This window comes from Mucilaginibacter angelicae (assembly GCF_042434235.1).
GTDB classification, from domain to species: Bacteria; Bacteroidota; Bacteroidia; order Sphingobacteriales; family Sphingobacteriaceae; genus Mucilaginibacter; species Mucilaginibacter angelicae.
Genome location: NZ_JBHLTS010000019.1, coordinates 36,991 through 57,638, shown reverse-complemented (window position 1 = coordinate 57,638; position 20,648 = coordinate 36,991). Strand labels below are relative to the sequence as shown.

Below are 20,648 nucleotides of genomic sequence, written 5' to 3'. Positions count from 1 at the left end.
CAGAAAAACAACAGCATGTCCAGGTTCCGGTTTCCATTACATCCCGCACAACGGGAAGTTTACGTTGGTCAGCTTTTAGATCTTGATAGTCCGCAATATAATATTGGGGGTTACATTATACTAAAGGGGGATCTTGACGTGGAAAAATTTCACGAAACTGTTAGCTCACTTCCTCTGATTTTTGATGCTTTTAAAATGAGTTTTGATTTAAAGGCGTCGGATTTTGTTTATCAGTTGAATACTGGATTTACTGAATGCGAATTGATAGCCGCCGATTTTAGTACACAGGTCAATCCCCGGGCCGAAGCTAAAATATGGATGTACCAGACATTCGGTACACCATTCAACTTAACTGCCGATTTGTTGCCGTTTGAACATTATTTGATAAAGATTGCCGATAACGAGCATTGGTTTTTAATGAAGTATCATCATTTAATTACCGATGGTTATGGCTTTATTGTAAGTATTGAATATCTCGCAAAAAAATACCAATCGCTGGTTGAGGGGCAGCCATTTGTTTTCAACGCACCCTCTTACCAGGCTGAAACAATTCGCGCCAATGAATATTATAATTCAGAAAGTTATGAAAGGGATGGTGATTACTGGAAGAGTAAAATTATAGCCAAACCTGAAAAATTACTTGCAAAAAAATACCCTCAATATACTAATGAAGGAAAAATAGGAACTACCTATAGTATTGATCTTTCAGATAATCAAAAAATACAGCTTGAGCATATTCAGCAAGTTTGCAATGCCGGCCTACTGCAGTTAACAATAGCTGCATTGATCATATATTTCGGGAAAATTACCCCAGCAACCGGGTTTGTATTTGGGCTGCCGGTTCACAAACGCGGCTCAAGGCAGCAGAGGAACACTGTCGGCATTTTTACAGGTGCACTTCCTTTTAAAGGAGGTTATGAGGCCGGGCAAACTTTATCCGGTTTGCTTGCCGAAATTATAAACACCCAAAAGCAGGACTATCGCCATTACAATTATTTGGTAGAAGATTTGGGCCGTGCCCTTAAAATTAATTCGGCAGTTGATAATTTGTATGATGTTATTGTAAACTACGAACCCCTTGATTTTGATCTGAATTTTGGAAACACCATTGAGGCAAGTGTTTTGCGGTTGGCCAATGAGGGTGAACGTACGCCTTTGCAATTATGCTGGCGCGATTATCATAAACAACAGCGCCTGCAATTGCAGATCCAGTTTTGTTATGAATATTTTACGCAGCAAGAAATTGAGCTTTTGGGCGAACGGATTATTCACATTATTATCCAATTCCCTGATTTCCTGAATAAAAGTATCGAAGGCATTGATGTTTTACCGTTGAAGGAACATAATCAGCTATCAGTATTCAGTACATCCGATCAGGAACTTAATGAAGATATTGCCCAACATAAAACGATAATATCGGCTTTTGAAAACCAGGCAGCCATTTGTGCGGAAGCCAATGCACTTGTGTTTGATAATAAAGAGGTAAGCTACAATTCAATCAACCAAAGAGCAAACAAAATTGCTAATTACCTGAAAGGCCTGGGTGTGGGGAATGAAACGCTGGTAGCGGTTTGTATAGAGCGCGGTACTGATATGATTGCCGGCATACTTGGCATTCTGAAGGCAGGCGGCGCTTACGTGCCAATTGATATCGATTACCCTAAAGATCGGATCAGCTACATTCTCCATGATACGGGCGCGAGGATCATCCTGAGCAGCAGCACAGGCAGTGCATTATTGCATGATCAGGACGCAATGATTGTTGAACTGGATAATGAGCCGTTGATAGAAATTCAAAGCAGCGAAAACGTAAATACCGTTATAAACCAAAATCAACTCGCGTATGTAATGTATACCTCCGGCTCAACCGGTAAACCCAAAGGGGTAATGGTTGAGCATCGGGGAGTTGTAAATCTTGCCGCAGGCCAGGCTGTGGCGTTAAGGTTAGTACCTGGTATGCGCACCCTGCAGTTTGCATCTATTGGTTTTGATGCTTCATGCTATGAGATTTTCAATACGCTGCTAAGCGGTGGCTGTTTGGTGTTGTGTAAAAAAGAAACTTTACTATCTGCCGAAGAATTTAAAAAACTGCTTGATCAGCAAAAGATTGAGTTAGCGGTGATCCCGCCTTCATTTCAGCAAGCCATAGCCGATTCTTTGGGTTCTATCAAAACAATAGTTTCAGCGGGTGAGGCTTTAAACGAAACGACAGGCAGGTATTTGCAATCGCAGGGTGTAAGATTAATAAATGCTTATGGCCCAACAGAGAGTACCGTATGCGCAACTTTAACTGATGAACCTATCCGTACAGATAAAATAATAGTTATCGGAAGGCCGATTGCCAACACGCAGATCCACATCAGGACAGTGTCAGGAGAGTTAAGCCCAATCGGCGTGCCGGGCGAGATCTGCATTGGTGGTGTACAGGTAGCACGTGGTTATCTGCACCAACCTGAGCTAACGAAAGAAAAGTTCATTAACGACCCATATAGCGAAGAGCCAAACGCAAGGTTATACCGAACCGGTGACCAGGGCCGCTGGCTTGCAGATGGAAATATCGAGTACTTAGGCAGGATAGATGACCAGGTAAAAATTCGTGGTTACAGGATAGAACCCGGCGAGATCGAACAGGGCCTGCTTCAACATGAAAATGTAAGGCAGGCAGTAGTACTCGCCAGGGCAGACAAACAAGGCACCAAACGGCTAACTGCCTATGTGGTCATGGACGAAGCAGCCTATGACAAACAGGAATTGCAAAACTACCTGGGTGAAAGGTTACCGGAATACATGGTGCCAAGGCTTTGGGTAAGAATGGATAGCCTGCCATTAACGCCGAACGGTAAAACAGATAAACGAGCTTTGCCCGAAGCAGAAGCAAGCCACGAAGAAAGCTACACCGCACCTATCACAGATACAGAAAAGCAATTAGCCAAAATCTGGGAAGAGCTGTTAGTTGTAGAAAAGATCGGTACAAAGGATAACTTCTTTGAACTGGGCGGTCATTCGCTGCTGGCCATGCGGGTGATTTCGCAGGTAAGAAGGGAACTGAACAAAGAGCTGAAAATCCGTGACCTGTTTGTGTACCCGGTGATAGCCGATTTGGCCAAACAACTGGATGATGAAGAAACAGAAGCAGCGGGCAGCACTATAAAAAGCATAACTCCAAGACCTGAATATATCCCATTGTCATACAGCCAGGAGCGGCTATGGTTTATCGACAGACTGGAAGGCAGTGTACAATACCATATTCCTGCGGTATTGAAGCTTGAAGGAGAAGTAAATACCAACGCCCTTGAAAACGCACTGAAAACAGTGGTAGAACGCCACGAAGTGCTGCGCACTGTGATCAGGGAGCAGGAGGGACAGGGCTACCAGTATGTGAAAGCGAGTAACTGGACGTTAAAACAAAGTCATTCAAACGGAAACGAAGCAGAACTGAAAGCATATATCGGCAAAGAAGCAAGCCGGCCATTTGACCTGTCACAGGATGATATGCTGCGCGCAGAGTTGATCGCGACAGGAGAAAACGAATATATCCTATTATTGGTGCTACACCATATCGCAGCCGACGGCTGGTCGATGCCGGTGCTGGTATCCGAGTTAGGCAAGCTTTATAATAGCTTTATTAAAAATGATGCATCGCAACTATCAATCCCTGAAATTCAGTATGCAGACTATGCAATATGGCAAAGGGAATATTTGGATGCGATAAGCCTGCAAAACAAATTAAACTACTGGGAAGAAAAGTTAGCAGGAACAGGAATATTAGAATTGCCAACAGATCATATGCGCCCTGCTGTACAAAGCAGCAAAGGATCAGTATATGAATTTACGATAGCAAAGGAACAAGCAGACAAGCTCCAAAAGCTAAGCCTTGAACAGGGAGCGACGCTGTACATGACACTGCTTTCGGTGTTTAAGGTGCTGCTTTACCGCTTTAGTGGACAGGAGGATATTTGTGTAGGTACCGCAGTAGCCAACAGAGACAGGGAAGAAACGGCAGAATTGATAGGCTTTTTTGTAAATACGCTGGCGCTAAGGACAAACCTAAACGGCCAGGAATCATTTACAGAGCTACTATCCAAAGTAAAACAAACTACACTGGAAGCTTATGGCCACCAGGAAGTGCCGTTTGAAAAAGTGGTAGAAGCGGTAGTAAAAGAAAGGGATTTGAGCAGGAGCCCGCTGTTCCAGGTAATGTTCGTGCTGCAGAATACAGGCACTATACTGGCACTGGAACTGGGCGATATCAAAATTACCGGAGAACGGGCAGGCGAACCTTCAAGCAAATATGATCTGAGCTTTAATGCAGAGGAAACCAACGACGGGATCAGGTTTGTAGTAGAATACAATACCGACCTTTATGAGGCAGAGACTATCGTAAGGATGGCAGGCCATTATGCGGAACTGATCGCGTCGGTAATAAAAACTCCAACAACCTCAATAAATAAAGTTCAGCTGTTAAGCAAAACAGAAGAGCAGGAGCTGAGCACCTTCAACGAAACAACAGCAGGATATCCGAAAGAAGAAAATATTGCCAGCCTTTTTGAGGCCCAGGTAAAAGTTACACCTACTGCAACAGCACTGGTATTTGAGGGAGAAACAGTAAGCTACGAAGGGCTTAACGAGCAATCAAACAGAATTGCGAACTACCTAAAGACACAAGGTGTAACAACAGAAACATTGGTAGCAATATGCATAGAGCGTGGTACAGCAATGATCGCGGGTATCTTAGGTATTCTGAAAGCAGGGGCTGCCTATGTACCGGTTGATATTGATTATCCAAAAGAGCGGATCAGTTATATTTTGGATGATATCAAAGCAACAATTATCCTGAGCAGCAGCACAGGTAAAGCGGTTTTGCAGGGGCAGGATATAAATATCATAACACTGGATAACAACCTGGAAATACAAGCCCAAATCAGCGAGAATTTAAATATCGCCATCTATCCAAACCAGCTTGCGTACATCATGTATACCTCAGGTTCAACTGGTAAACCCAAAGGTGCGATGGTGGAGCATGGTAACGTTGTAAGCCTGGTGAAAAATGCGGGCTATTTTAACGCTGATCATAACGATACCTTACTGGTAACAGGCTCGCCATCATTTGATGCAACCACTTTTGAATATTGGAGCATGTTGCTTAATGGCGGACAACTGGTACTTTGTAACGATAAAGACCTTTTCAATAGCACAACGCTCAAAAAACTGATAGTTCAGCATAAAGTAACCGTAATGTGGTTTACTTCAAGCTGGTTCAACCAACTTGCCGATGACGCTCCTGAAGTATTAAAAGGATTAAAAACCATATTGGTTGGCGGCGAAAAGCTTTCGGTGCCACATATCAAAAAGATCAGGGCCACATACCCGGATTTGAAGTTGTTGAACGGTTACGGCCCAACAGAAAATACAACTTTTTCACTGACTTATCCGATCACCGAAATTAATAGCGACGGAATAATCCCGATAGGCAAGCCTTTAAATAACCGCAAAGCATATATTCTGGGTCCGGCGCATCAGTTAAATCCCGTGGGGGTATTTGGTGAAGTTTGGCTTGGTGGTGACGGTGTATCGCGCGGCTATTTAAATCAGCCAGAATTAACAAACCAGAAATTTATTAAAGACCCTTTTACAGATGCTGGTACACTGATGTATAAAACCGGTGATGTGGGCAGGTGGCTTGCAGACGGAAACATCGAGTACCGGGGCAGGGTAGATGACCAGGTTAAGATCAGGGGTTACCGTGTTGAGCCGGGCGAAATAGAGAGCCTGCTGTTACAAAGTGGTTTGGTAAACCAGGCCATTGTACTGGCCCGTCCTGACAAAAACGGTGTTAACCGTTTAACCGGATATTTTGTTGCTGATGCCGCCTGCGATAAGCAAAAACTTCAGGATTATCTGCATACACAAATGCCAGATTACATGGTGCCCCGTTTATGGGTGCAAATGAAAAGTTTTCCGCTTACAGCCAATGGCAAAGTAGATAAGCGTGCATTGCCTGAAGCCGAACTATCGGTACAGGGTTATGTAGCCGCACGCAATGAAGTAGAAAGCCAGCTAACAAAGATCTGGGAGGAACTACTCGGCGTAAACCCAATAGGCGTTTTCGATAACTTTTTTGAGTTGGGTGGCCATTCGGTATTAGCCATGCGGGTTGTTCATTATATCGAAAAGGAATTTTCAATAACTATTCCCATCAGCGTCCTGTTTCAATTTGCCTCTATTAACGAATTGAGTAAATACATAACAATCCGCAATAGTAATAAAACAACTAATCAAACATCATCCTTTACAATAGTTGACATATAAGCACAAAAACCTAATCCCGCCCCCTCCAAACCCCGATTTTCAAAGAAAGTTTGCATGAAAGAACTGTTTACTAAAGCTATTGATATTTTATACCTGGCCGAACAAAATGATGTAAAAATCATATTGAACGGAGATCGTTTGCAACTTCAGGTTCCTGAAAATGTAGCTGTCGATCCGTTGCTTATCGACGAAATAAGGGAAAATAAAGAGGCGATCATTAATTTTTTAAAGCAGGATAGCTGGAATGCAAAAACTGAGGGCAATGATAAAATAGCACCTTTCGATAGGGACGTTGTTTCGGAAATTCCTGTGTCATTTAGCCAGGAACGGTTATGGTTTATCGATCGCCTGCAAGGCAGTTTGCAATATCATCTTTCCGAAGTGCTTTTATTGAAAGGACATTTGGATGTAGACGCGCTGGAAAATACTTTCAAAACCATTGTTAACCGTCATGAAGTGCTCCGTACTGTGATTAGGGAAAAAGATGGAACAGCTTACCAGGAAATAAAAGCAGCTGATGGCTGGCATTTAGGCCGTGATCTTTCAGGGGGTTACGTGAACGGTACCGAAAAACTAAAAGAACGCATCAATTCACTTATCGAAAAGCCTTTTGACTTGGCTGCTGATGATATGTTGCGTGCAGATGTGATAGGGCTTGAAGACGGGACGCATATATTAGTTATTACCATGCACCACATTGCCGGCGACGCATGGTCGATGCCTATCCTTGTACAGGAGATTGCTGCTTTATACCAGGCTTATACTAAAAAAGAAGAGCTTGAGCTGCCTGCATTGCCACTACAGTTCGCCGACTTTGCCTTATGGCAGCGGAATGCACTGCACGAGCAGCAGTTGGAAAACAAACTGGAGTACTGGAAAACAAAGCTTGCAGATGTTGAGCAACTGCAATTACCGGCAGATAGTATCAGGTCATCCAGTGCAGTTGTTAATGGATCTACATTAACATTCAATATTGGTAATGACCTTACCTCGGCGCTGCATAAATTAAGCCAGAAGAACGGGGCAACATTATACATGACCCTGCTCACTGCTTTCAAAGTATTACTTTATCGTTACAGCGGGCAGGAAGATCTTTGCGTAGGTACCTCGATAGCAGGTCGCCCGCAGCAGGAGCTTGAGCAACTGATAGGCTTTTTTGTAAATACCCTTGCACTTCGTGACCAGGTAAACGGCGAAGCTACATTTAACCAACTGCTTGCACAGGTAAAACAAACCGTGCTTGACGCGTTTACCCATCAGGATGTACCCTTTGAGCGTGTTGTGGAAGCAACGGTAAAAGAGCGGGAAGCAGGCGTTAGTCCGCTTTTCCAGGTAATGCTGGTTTTGGGTAATACACCCGAAGTACCTGCCATAACCCTTGGTGATTTGGAATTATCAGGCTACGGGTTTGAGCATAAAACAGTGAAGTTCGATCTTACCTTTTTCGTAACAGAAACAAAGCATGGCTTAAAATGGGCTGTGCAATATAATACCGATCTTTATAACACCGCGCGCATTAGGCGCATGGTTAAACATTTCGAAACTTTACTGATCTCTATCGTGATAAACCCTGATGTTGAGATCAGCAAGCTAAGATTGTTAAGCCGCAAAGAAGAATTATGGCTGGTAAAAAACGAACGCAGCCATTGCGCATATATAGCCAACGAAACCATCATTGAATTGTTTCTTGCCCAGGCATTGCACAACCCTGATGAGCAGGCAGTGGTATTTGAAGGTAAGGCTTTAACTTACCGCGAATTGCATGTTCGCTCCAATCAGCTCGCCCACCACCTGCAGCGCTATAGTGTAAAGGCAGGCGTACTGGTGCCGGTTTATATGGAACGAGGCATGGACATGATCGTAGCCATTTTAGGTATCCTGAAATCGGGTGGTGCATATGTTCCTATCGATACCGATTTTCCGGCCGATCGTGTAAAACATATCCTGGATGACACCCGGGCTGGTGTCATCGTGAGTAGCAGTAAATTTGCTGATCGTGCAGCTGCTGTAACTGAATTTCAGAAAGTTTTAGAGCTGGATAATATGGAATGGGAACTTTCCATAGAGCCGGAAAGCGACCCTGAAATATTCCCGTCATCAAATCATTTAGCTTATGTGATCTATACTTCAGGCTCGACCGGAAAACCTAAAGGAGTGTTGGTTGAACACGATAGTCTGCTCGATTATATTTATGGTTTAAACGAGCGTACGGGTATCAGCGAGTGCGAAACTTTCGGCCTGATGTCGACCATCGCGACTGATCTTGGCAATACTGTTTTATTCAGCTCACTTGCTTATGGTGGCACATTGCATATTTTCTCTAAAGAAAAGGTAAGCAACGTGCACCAGATCCATCAATATTTTGGAGAGAACCGGATTGATTGCATCAAAATTGTGCCATCGCACTGGAAAGCACTTTCGCCTGAAACAGATGCCCCTTTATTACCTGCAAAACTGCTCATCTTCGGTGGCGAAACTTTGCCGAAAGAAACGGTAACACGGATTGCCCGCTACAGCGATTGCCGCGTGGTTAATCATTATGGACCTACCGAAACCACTATCGGCAAGTTATTGTACGAGGTATCCGATCAATTAATTGAAGGTTCCCGTATCCCTATCGGTCGCCCGTTTTCAAATACCATCGTTTATGTTTTGGGTAAAGAAATGGAGCGTAGCCCGATAGGTATCCCCGGCGAACTTTACATAGGTGGCCGGGGTCTGGCACAGGGATATCATCGCCTGCCCAAACTAACTAAAGAAAAATTTATTGCCGATCCATACCGCAGGGAAGGGTCGCGGATCTACCGTACTGGTGACCGGGTGGTTATGCGTGCCGATGGTAATATCGAATACCTGGGCCGTATGGACGACCAGGTGAAAATACGGGGATATAGGGTTGAGCCCGGCGAGGCTGCCCTTGTGCTTGAGCATAGCAAATATATCAGTCATGCCGCGGTGCTGGCCTTTGATGATAAACTGGGCAATAAACAACTGGTAGCCTACATCGTGCCATCGGCAAAATTTGACCCGGTTGGTTTGAATCTCTACCTGAAGGAGCATCTGCCCGATTATATGCTGCCTTCGCATCTTATCCAGCTTTCGGCAATCCCGTTAACGGCTAATGGCAAGATAGATCGTAAGGCCCTGCCTCATCCCGAAGTACAGGCATCTGGTAAGGAATATGCAGCTCCCCGTAACAAAGTTGAAAGCATGCTTTCCGAGATCTGGCAAAATATTCTTGAGGTAGACGAAATAGGTATCAACGATAACTTTTTTGAACTTGGCGGTCATTCATTATTAGCAGTAAAATTAATAGCCGAAGTCAGAAAAGCCTTTGAACAGGACCTTTCAATTGGCGAAGTGTTCGATTATCCAACAATAGGATCGTTGTCATCACGCTTAGGTCGTGCAGAGCAAAATACATCAGCCAGCATCATCGCAGGGCTGCGTCCGGCTCTGATCCCACTGTCATACAGCCAGGAACGTTTATGGTTTATCGACCGGATGTCGGGCAGCGTACAGTATCATGTACCAGCCGTATTTAATTTATCAGGTGTGTTGAATATTGATGCCCTGCAAAATACGTTTCGTACAATTGTGAACCGTCATGAAGTATTGCGTACGGTGATCTTTGAACGTAATGGACAAGGATATCAGCATGTAAAACCTGAAAACACCTGGGCTTTAAAGCAAACCGACGCAAAATATTACGAGGAGCAGCACCTGTCGCTTGAGCAATATATCAGGTTACAGATAGCGCAGCCATTTGATTTGTCGAAAGATGACATGCTGCGCGCAGAACTGATAAGAGTTGGCGAAAACGAATCCACTCTTGTTTTAACCATGCACCATATTGCCTCAGATGGTTCCTCATCGGCAATATTGGCAAAAGAATGGCTTGAATTATATAACGCTTTTTCAGATAACAGGGAGCCTGTACTGCCTGTATTGGCAGTGCAATATCCTGATTATGCTATCTGGCAGAGGACTAATTTACAGGGCGACCTGCTGGCCTCAAAACTGGCTTACTGGCAACGCAAATTGGCCGGGGTTTCAACGCTGCAATTACCTGCCGACCGCCAGCGCCCGGCTGAGCAAAGCACTAATGGCGCATTATACGAGTTTGAGATAAGCGGAGGAGTTACGAGCGGACTGCACGCGCTTAGCGTACAAAACGGTGTGTCTCTTTATATGACATTGCTATCTGCTTTCAATGTTTTATTATACCGTTACAGCGGGCAGGAAGATCTTTGTGTAGGCAGCCCGATAGCAAACCGAAACCAGCCTGAAATAGCAGAACTGATCGGCTTTTTTGTAAATACGCTGACCATTCGGAGCCATCTGGGTGCAGAAATGTCATTTACATCACTTTTGGCACAGGTAAAACAAACCATGCTGGAGGCTTATGAGCACCAGGATGTACCGTTTGAAAAAGTGGTTGAGGTTGTTGTAAAGGAAAGGGATTTGAGCCGGAGCCCGTTGTTCCAGGTAATGTTTGTATTGCAGAACACCGCGCGCATACCTGAATTACAGCTTGGGGGCCTGAGATTGAAGCAAATTCAGGATGCACATCAAACCGCTAAATTTGATATTACGCTATTCATCATTGAATCAGAAAATGGCTTACGTGCCGGGTTGGAGTATAATACTGATCTTTATGATGAGTCAACCATTAGCCGTATGGCAGGTCATTACAGTCAGTTGCTGAATGCTATAGTTGATGCACCGAATGAATCTGTTGGTCGTTTAAATATGATTGGCGGGGCTGAAAGCAATCAGCTTGAAACGTTTAACGCTACAAAAGTTGATTACGCCGGAAATGAAAGCGTTATAAGCCTGTTTGAAGAGCAGGTTACCAAAAATCCGGATGCAATTGCCTTGGTTTTTGAAAACGAAGAATTGAGCTACTGGGTTTTAAATGAACGCTCAAATCAATTAGCAAGATACCTGCAAAAGCAGGGGGTAAGCAATGAGACTTTGGTGCCTGTATGCATAGAACGTGGTTTGGGAATGATCATTTCCATTCTTGGCATCCTGAAAGCAGGCGGTGTTTATGTGCCGATAGATCCGGATTTTCCGCAGGAAAGGATCGACTATATGGTGGCCGATACCGGTGCATCCATATTGGTTAGCAGCAGGCAAAGCAGTAAACGAATCTTAAATTCAAATGCGTTAGTAATTGAGATAGATGGAAAACAGGAACAGGATATTGCTAATGAAAGTAAAGCCAATCTTGGTGTAAACATCAGCGCTGAGCAGTTAATCTATATCCTTTATACTTCGGGCTCAACAGGCAAACCAAAAGGCGTAATGATGCCGGAGCGGGCTATGTTTAACTTATTGAACTGGCAGGAAACGCAGTTTAAAAATAAAAACCGCAGGGTTTTACAATTTGCAGCTTACACTTTTGATGTAAGTTTCCAGGAGATCTTTTCGACGCTTTGTTTTGGGAATACAATTTGCCTTATTGATGGCGATAGCCGCCGGGATATGGATGCGTTAATTGATCATATTGTTAAATATGAATTGACGCATTTGTTTTTCCCGGTGGTTGTGCTGCAAAATTTAGCAGAGCAGATCATTTCTGACAGGAGAATTTCACTTTTGGTTGAGGAGATCATCGTTGCCGGTGAACAATTAAAGATCACGGACGAGGTGAGGACTTTGATCCGGAATACAGGTATAAAAGTGATCAATCAATACGGGCCTACAGAGGCGCATGTGGTAAGCAGTTATACTGTTGATAGTTCAACAATTGCAGTTTTACCACCCATCGGCGCACCGGTATCGAACACGCAGATCTATATCAGAAGTGCATCGGGCGAGTTAAGCCCGATCGGAGTACCGGGCGAGATCTGCATTGGTGGCGTACAGGTAGCAAGAGGTTACCTGAATCAGCCGGAGCTGACGAAAGAAAAGTTTATCACAGACCCATACAGCGAAGAGCCAAACGCAAGGTTGTACAGAACAGGTGATCAGGGCCGCTGGCTTGCGGATGGCAACATTGAATACTTGGGCAGGATAGACGACCAGGTAAAGATCCGTGGCTATAGGATTGAGCTTGGCGAGATCGAACAAGTGCTGTTGCATAAAGAAAATGTAAGGCAGGCCGTAGTACTGGCCAAGGCGGATAAGCAAGGCACCAAACGGCTAACTGCCTATGTGGTCATGGACGAAGCAGCCTACGATAAACAGGAGCTTCAAAACTATTTGGGCGAACGGTTACCGGAATATATGGTGCCAAGGCTATGGGTAAACTTACAAAGCTTACCCTTAACACCGAACGGCAAAACAGATAAACGTGCATTGCCAGAAGCAGAAGCAAGCCATGAAGAAAGCTATACCGCACCACAAACCCAAACAGAAAAGCAATTAGCCAAAATTTGGGAAGAATTGCTGGGTGTAGAAAAAGTTGGAAAAAAGGATAACTTCTTTGAGCTGGGCGGTCACTCGCTGCTTGCCATGCGGGTGATCTCGCAGGTAAGAAGGGAGCTGAATAAGGAGCTAAAAATCCGTGACCTGTTTGTATACCCTGTTATAGCCGATTTGGCTAAACAGTTAGAAGATGAAGGAACAGAAACAGCAGGCGGCACGATAAAAAGCATCAGCCCAAGACCGGAATATATCCCGTTGTCGTACAGCCAGGAACGGCTGTGGTTTATCGACAGGCTGGAAGGCAGTGTACAATACCATATCCCTGCCGTACTAAAGCTTGAAGGAGCGGTAAATATCGCAGCACTGGAAAACGCGCTGAAAGCAATTGTAGAACGCCATGAGGTACTGCGTACGGTAATCAGGGAACAGGAAGGACTGGGTTACCAGTATATCAAAGCAAATAATTGGACATTAAAACAAAGCCAGTCAAACGATAACAAAGAAGAGCTAAAAGAGTACGTCAGCAAAGAAGTAGCGAGGCCGTTCGATCTGTCACAGGATGATATGCTGCGTGCAGAATTAATTGCAACGGGAGAAAGGGAATTTATTCTGCTTTTAGTATTGCACCATATCGCAGCCGATGGCTGGTCGATGCCTGTTCTGGTATCCGAGTTCAGCAGTTTTTATAGTAGCTTTAGCAAAAACGAAGTACCGCAACTATCAACCCCTGAGATCCAGTATGCAGACTATGCAATCTGGCAAAGGGAATATCTTGACGCAGACAAACTGCAAAGCAAACTCAGTTACTGGGAAGAAAAACTATCAGGCACAGTTACACTTGAACTGTCAACGGACCACATGCGCCCTGCCTTACAAAGCAGCAAGGGATCAGTATATGAATTTACGATAAACAAGGAAGTAGCAGAAAAACTGCAGAAGCTAAGCCTTGAACATGGTGCAACGCTATACATGACGCTGCTTTCGATATTCAAAATATTGCTGTACCGTTACAGCGGCCAGGAAGATATCTGTGTAGGTACGCCTGTAGCCAACCGGGACAGGGAAGAGATTGCTGAACTGATCGGTTTTTTTGTAAACACGCTGGCCTTAAGGACAAACCTAAACGGCGAAGAAGCATTTACAACATTACTGTCCAAAGTAAAACAAACCACACTGGAAGCTTACGGCCACCAGGAGGTGCCGTTTGAAAAAGTAGTAGAAGCAGTGGTAAAAGAAAGGGATCTGAGCCAAAGTCCGCTGTTCCAGGTAATGTTTGTGCTGCAGAATACTGCTGTGATCCCAACATTGGAACTGGGAGATATCAAAATCACCGGAGAACGGGCAGGCGACCAATCGAGCAAATATGATTTGAGTTATAATGCGGAAGAAACCAGGGAAGGTATAAGGTTTGTAGTAGAATACAATACTGACCTTTATGAGGCAGAGACCATTGCAAGGATGGCAGGTCATTATATTGAACTGATCTCATCGGTAACCAGCGCTCCAAAAACAATAATTAGCAAACTGAAACTGCTAAGCGAAGCAGAAGAGCAGGAACTAAGCTCGTTCAACGAAACAACAGTAGCATATCCTAAAGGAGAGAATATAATCAGCCTTTTTGAGGCGCAGGTAAAAGTTTCGCCAGAAGCTACGGCATTAGTATTTGAAGGAGAAACAGTAAGTTATCAAGCCCTTAACGAGCAATCAAATAGAATAGCGAACTACCTGCAAATACAAGGCATAAAAAGCGAGAGCTTAATAGCAGTTTGTATAGAACGCGGCACAGCAATGATCGCGGGTATCCTGGGCATATTGAAAGCAGGGGCAGCTTATGTGCCGGTAGATATCGACTATCCCAAAGAACGCATTAGCTATATCCTGGAGGACACCAAAGCAGCAATTGTTCTGAGCAGCAGCACAGGTAAAGCAAACCTGACAGATGTAAATGCTCAGATTATCGAATTGGATAATAACCAGGAAATAGCTAATCAAAGCAGCGAAAACCTGAACACAACCATCAAACCGAACCAACTGGCGTACATTATGTACACTTCAGGTTCAGCCGGTAAGCCCAAAGGGGTATTGGTGGAACATCAAAGTATCACTAATTACACTTATGGCTTTGTAACCTATTTCGGGATTACAGCATCGGATAAAATTTTACAGCAATCATCAATATCATTTGATACGATGTGCGAGGAAGTTTATCCTGCACTAATCAGCGGTGCAAAAGTTGTCATCGTAAAAGAAGGCGGTAAAGACGTCGATAACATTAAACATCTGCTGGCTACAGAAGCAATAACGATATTAAGTGCCACGCCAACTGTAATAGCTTACCTTAATAAAGAAGCAAGCGATAATAATATAAACACCAAAAGTCTGCGCTATATCATCAGCGGAGGTGAATTGCTGCAGCCGAGTTTTATAGATCACCTGTACCCAACGGTAACAGTGGTAAATAGTTACGGCCCAACTGAAGGCACCGTATGTGCAAGCTACTATACAATAAATGATATTGAAAAAGCAGCGCTGATAGGTGCCCCTGTATCCAACACGCAAATTTACGTAAGAAGTACCTCAGGCGAATTAAGCCCTATAGGAGTTCCCGGCGAAATTTGCATTGGTGGTGTACAGGTGGCAAGAGGTTACCTGAACCAACCGAAGCTGACGAAAGAAAAGTTCATCACAGACCCTTATAGCGAAGAGCCCAATGCTAAACTTTACCGGACAGGTGACCAGGGAAGATGGCTTGCGGATGGCAATATCGAGTATTTAGGAAGGATAGACGACCAGGTAAAGATCCGAGGTTACCGGATCGAGCCGGGCGAGATAGAACAAGTGCTGTTGCAACATGAAAGTGTAAGGCAGGCCGTAGTACTGGCGAGATCAGGCAAGCAAGGCCCCAAACGCCTGATTGCCTATGTGGTAATGGACGAAAATTCTTACGACAAGCAAGAACTGCAAAACTACTTAGGCGAACGTTTGCCTGAATACATGGTGCCGCGGCTATGGGTAAACCTACAAAACCTGCCACTAACGCCAAACGGTAAAATAGATAAACGCGCATTGCCAGAAGCAGAAGCAAGCCATGAAGAAAGCTACGCGGCACCGCAAACAGCTACAGAAAAACAATTAGCCAAAATCTGGGAAGGACTGCTGGGTGTAGAAAAAGTTGGAACAAGGGATAATTTCTTTGAGCTTGGTGGTCATTCATTGCTTGCCATGCGGGTGATCTCGCAGGTAAGAAGGGAACTAAACAAAGAGTTAAAAATCCGTGACCTGTTTGTGTACCCAATCATTGCAGATTTGGCTAAACAACTGGAGGATGGAGAAACAGCAGCAGTTGGCAACACGATAAAAAGCATAACTCCAAGACCGGAATACATCCCGCTATCCTACAGCCAGGAGCGGCTTTGGTTTATTGACAGGTTGGAAGGCAGCGTACAATACCATATCCCTGCAGTATTGAAACTGGAGGGCGAAGTAAACAAAACTGCACTGGAAAACGCGCTGAAAGCAATCGTAGAACGCCACGAAGTATTGCGCACCGTGATCCGGGAACATGATGGCCAGGGCTATCAGTATATCAAAGCAAACAACTGGGGATTAAAACAAAGTCAGTCGACCAGTAACGCAGAGCTGAAAGAGTTTATCAGCGAAGAAATAGCAAAGCCATTTGACATGTCGCAGGATGATATGTTGCGTGGTGAGCTGATAGCAACTGGAGAAAAGAAATTTATTCTGCTGTTGGTATTGCACCATATCGCGGCCGACGGTTGGTCGATGCCTGTACTGGTATCTGAGTTCAGCAAGCTTTATAACAGTTTTAGCAAAAATGAAGTTTCTCAACTATCAAGCCCTGAGATCCAGTATGCAGATTATGCAATTTGGCAAAGGGAATACCTTGATGTGGCAAATTTGCAAAGCAAACTGAGCTACTGGGAGGGAAAACTGTCAGGAACTGCAACGCTTGAACTGCCAACAGATCATACGCGCCCGGCGGTACAAAGCAGCAAAGGAGCAGTATATGAGTTTACGATAAACAAGGAAGTAGCAGAAAAACTGCAAAAGCTGAGCCTTGAACAGGGCGTAACGCTTTACATGACCTTGCTATCAGTGTTCAAAGTATTGCTGTACCGCTATAGCGGGCAGGAAGATATCTGTGTAGGTACACCTGTAGCTAACAGGGAAAGGGAAGAAATCGCGGAGCTGATCGGCTTTTTTGTAAATACGCTTGCGCTAAGGACAAACCTAAATGGCGAAGAAGCATTTACAGAGCTGCTATCCAAAGTAAAACAAACCACACTGGAAGCTTACGGCCACCAGGAAGTACCGTTTGAAAAAGTAGTAGAAGCGGTGGTAAAAGAACGGGACCTGAGCCGGAGCCCGCTGTTCCAGGTAATGTTTGTGCTGCAGAATACTACAGTGATCCCGACTCTTGAACTTGGTGATATTAAAATCACCGGAGAAAGGGCAGGTGACCAATCGAGCAAATATGACCTGAGCTATAATGCAGAAGAAACCAGGGAGGGTATAAGGTTTGTAGTAGAATACAATACCGATTTGTATGAAGCAGAAACCATAGCAAGAATGGCAGGCCATTATGCAGAACTCATTGCATCGGTAACAAAAGAACCGACAACTCAAATAACTAAACTGCGATTGTTAAGCAAAGCAGAAGAGCAGGAACTGAACTTTTTTAACGAAACGGCAGCAGCCTATCCGGGAACTGAAAACATTATCAGCCTTTTCGAGGCACGGGTACAAGCTACTCCTGCCGCCACTGCACTGGTATTTGAGCAAGAAATAGTAAGCTACGAAGAGCTAAACACAAGGTCAAACAGAATAGCGAACTATTTAAAGGCACAAAGGGTAAGCAAAGAAACCTTGGTAGCAGTTTGTATAGAACGTGGCAACGCGATGATTGCAGGGATTCTGGGTATCCTGAAGGCAGGGGCAGCTTATGTACCGGTTGATATCGATTATCCTAAAGAGCGGATCAGCTATATTCTGGATGATATTAAAGCGGCGGTTGTGCTAAGTAGCAGCAAAGGCAAAGTAAACCTGACAGATACAAATGCTCAGGTTATCGAATTGGACAATAACCAGGAAATAGCCAATCAAAGCGATGATAACTTAAACATCACCATTGATCTAAACCAACTGGCTTACGTTATCTATACTTCAGGCTCAACCGGTAAACCTAAAGGGGTAATGGTAGAACATGGCAATCTGATCAATTATCTGGTAAATAATAAAACACAATATATCGGCGGTAGCAGTAACAAGTCGGGCACGTTCATCCATCTATCTTACACGTTTGATGCCTCAATTACAGGTTTGTTCATGCCGTTGATTAGCGGAAGATCGATAGTAATAGCCGGTACAAAATATGATAACGTATTTGAAGATGCGAACCTGTTAAAATATGCGCCCTATGAATTTATAAAACTAACCCCGGCGCATATCGGTCTGCTGCAGGAAGCAACATCCGGTGCAGACAGGAACATGCTTACCGACAGATTGGTAATTGGTGGCGAAGCTCTTCGCTTAAACCATTTTGATGGTTATAACACAGGCGGCTGTACTACGGAGATCATTAATGAATACGGTCCGACTGAAGCTACAGTAGGCTGCAGCGTTTACAGCTTTAAGCTTTCTGATAATCTTTCAGGTATTCCTTCAGGCATCCCGATCGGCAAACCTATCTCAAATACAACATTGTACATCTTGAATGGGCAGGGTGATCAGCAACCGGTAGGCGTAAAAGGTGAATTATACATTAGCGGTGAAGGCGTGGCACGTGGGTATTTGAACAACACTGAACTAACTTCGGAGAAGTTTATTGCAGATCCATTCAAAACGGGCGGACGGCTTTACCGCACAGGTGATAGCGTCCGATGGCTGTCTGACGGGAATATTGAATATCTTGGCAGACAGGACGACCAGGTAAAGATCCGCGGTTACAGAATAGAACTGGGAGAGATTGAAAATGTGCTGCTTCAAAACCCTGACGTAATCCAGGCAGTAGTGCTTGCCCGGGCCGATAAGCTGGGCGCCAAACGCCTTGCCGTTTATGTGGTAATGGATGAAGCCGCTTACGATAAACAGCAATTACAGCAATACCTGCAGGAACGCTTACCCGAATATATGGTTCCGCGACTTTGGGTAAGGATGGAAAATTTACCTTTAACCATAAATGGTAAAATAGACAGGAAAGCTCTCCCCGAAGCAGAAATAAGCGAACTGATATCAAAAACCCAGGTTTCACCGCGCAATCAAACTGAAGAGCAACTGGCGGAGATATGGCAGGAATTATTAGGCATGGATCAGATTGGCATCTATGATAATTTCTTTGAGCTTGGAGGAGATTCCATCTTAACAATACAGGTGGTAAGCCGGGCGCGTAAATATGGGATAGAAATTCAACCCCGCGATATCTTTTACCACCAGGTTATTGCACGCCTGGCCGAAGCTGTACAAAAAAACGGTATCAATAAAATTAAAACCGAACAGGGAATTTTAAGCGGGGATGCAGGTTTGCTACCAATTCAGCAATGGTACCTCGACAGAAACGAAACGGAGGTCTCGCATTATAACCAGGCGGTTTTGCTATCGACAGATAAAAATATCAGTGCAGCAACTCTTCAAATGTGTTTTGAGGCTTTAGTTTCATATCATGATGTCTTAAGGCTGCAATACACTAATATCAATGGCAGATGGGAACAACACTATAGTGCACCGCATGTAAACGTAGTAACCGAAGATCTGACTGATATTGAACAACACGATCTGAGTGCTCAGATCAGTTCATACACCAACACTTATCAGCGCAGCTTATCAATTACCGGAGGCAGGTTGATCAATGTGGTTTTGATGAAAATGCCGGAGGGCGAAACTGCAAACAGGCTTTCTATAGTTGTGCATCATTTGGCCGTGGATGGCGTATCATTGAGGATCATATTAAGCGATTTGAATACCCTGCTTGATAATATCGCAACTGGCGAAGAACTTAATTTAGGTACTAAAGGAAGCTCATACAGGCAATGGCATCAGGCTTTAACCCGATATGGCGAAAGCAAACGGCTACTGGCGCAGGAAAAATACTGGGAGCAGATCATAAACAGCTATGAACCTTTACCGGCCGATACAACATTTACCGGTAAAGCGCAAATGAGCGACATGGCAAATATCCGCGTAAAACTTAACGCCGGATATACCACTCAACTGCTGCGCGAAGTGCCAAAGGTATATCACACGGAAATAAATGATCTGTTATTAGCCGCTTTGGCAAATACTTTATGCGGCTGGGCCGGGAAGCAGGAGGTAGTGATAGGACTTGAAGGCCACGGCCGTGAACCAATAACTGATGAAGTTGATATCAGCCGCACTATGGGTTGGTTTACCAGCCTCTACCCGGTAAAACTTAGGGCCGAAGCTGATGCGGATAAGCTGATAAAAGAAGTTAAGGAAGATTTGCGGAAAGTAGCCGATAAGGGCCTTGGTTTTGGTGTTTTGAAATACATAAACAAGGTAGATGCCTTGCAGGGAAAGGATCCTTGGGACATTATGTTTAACTACCTGGGGCAGTTTGATCAGGCAATAAATTCAGGGAATTGGTTTAATTATGCTCATGAAGATAGTGGAGAATCTGTAAACAAAACACAGTCTTCACCTGTTAAAATCACAATAAATAGCTATATTATTGCCGGAGAACTGATAATAAACTGGAGTTTTAGTAACAAGCATTATATTGAAACAACGATTAATGATTTGTCGCTAAAGTATATAACCTGCCTTTCACAATTAATCGATCATTGTTTGGAACAAGCTAAATCAAAAATAATATTTACACCGGCCGATTACGGCTTAGGGGCCGAGATAAATTACCAGGAACTGGACAGATTCCTGGATGATAATGATACGGACAACATTATGAGTTTTTAAGTACCAGGTTTTATGGA

At 44.2% G+C, this 20,648-nt stretch carries 2 protein-coding genes; both read left to right on the top strand.

The genetic code is table 11. The features are described from left to right. The first annotated feature begins 15 nt into the window (after positions 1 to 15). A complete protein-coding gene (locus ACFFGT_RS07750; protein WP_377021942.1) occupies positions 16 to 6,309 on the top strand; it encodes a non-ribosomal peptide synthetase in 6,294 nt (2,097 codons plus the stop codon). A 54-nt stretch (positions 6,310 to 6,363) separates the two neighbouring features. Further along, positions 6,364 to 20,631: a non-ribosomal peptide synthase/polyketide synthase gene (locus tag ACFFGT_RS07745; RefSeq protein ID WP_377021941.1), complete on the top strand. Its 14,268-nt coding sequence runs from the start codon at positions 6,364 to 6,366 to the stop codon at positions 20,629 to 20,631. The last annotated feature ends 17 nt before the right edge of the window (positions 20,632 to 20,648 follow it).